General features: G+C 63.5%; 1 protein-coding gene. It reads left to right on the plus strand.

Annotation, left to right across the window (positions count from 1 at the left end; translation table 11 throughout):
- Positions 1-254 precede the first annotated feature (254 nt).
- Entirely contained in the window at positions 255-527 is a 273-nt protein-coding gene (locus ADK54_RS14770; RefSeq protein WP_159047764.1) for a hypothetical protein, read from the plus strand.
- The last annotated feature ends 417 nt before the right edge of the window (positions 528-944 follow it).

Below are 944 nucleotides of genomic sequence, written 5' to 3' on the forward strand. Positions count from 1 at the left end.
TCGCTGCGCTCACTCCGGTGAACTGGGTTGCTGCGCAACCCAGTTGCCTCGCTCTGCTCGGCCGGCCCCATTCGGGGCCGCAAGTCCCGCGCTTCGCTTGGGACTTGGCCTCGCGCTGCTCGGCCGGCCAGGCTCGCTGCGCTCCCCCGCCCGGGCTTTCCGGCTTTGCCTCCAAGCCCTCAGGCCCGCTCCGCGGGCCAAGCTGACTGCAAGAACAGGTGGGGGTTGGTCTTGACCGCCCTATGCTCAACCACATGACCGATGACTCCACCAGACCAGCAACCTTACGAACCCGCAGCAAAACCATCCTGGCTGTTGTCCTGGCCATCAGCATCGCCGGACTCGTCTGGGCAGCCGCCTGGCACTTCCTCGGATGGCACTACTGGGGCATCGCCTGGCTCGCCTCAAAAGCCGCGGTCAAAGCAGTTCTCCTCGGCCCGCCCTTGGTGGCAGGGGTCATCATCTGGCTCCGCCAGCGATACAAGAAACCAACCCCGCCCCACCCCGAGGATGAGCAGCAGACCTGAACGCCACCAGCAAGACACCATGTGCCCGTCCGGTTGAGTGCCTGCATCACACTTGATGCAGGATGTAGAATCTCTAGATCGAGATGGGTACCGCAGAGAGCATCTCTCTGCGGCTGTTGTCGTGGTTCAGTGAACCTGCGCAGTACTCAACCAACCTGCGCAACGTTGCCCGGAGTTGGAAACTCCGCAGGTCAAAAGCTCGCGTGCCCCGGACTCTGCGCAGATTCAGTGAGCCACCAGACCCGCACCTCGTTCAACCAAACTGCACAACACCAGGCCAGAAGCACGACGACTGCTCAGTTTCGCTGACCGACGACACCCGGTGTCACCAGACCGGGCACCAGAATGACACCGGCTCACCCACCGAGGTCGGTCAGCGCCCAACGGCGGCGACCGCCGTCTTCCTGATCGGTATCC

The organism is Streptomyces sp. WM6378, assembly GCF_001279695.1.
GTDB lineage: Bacteria > Actinomycetota > Actinomycetes > Streptomycetales > Streptomycetaceae > Streptomyces.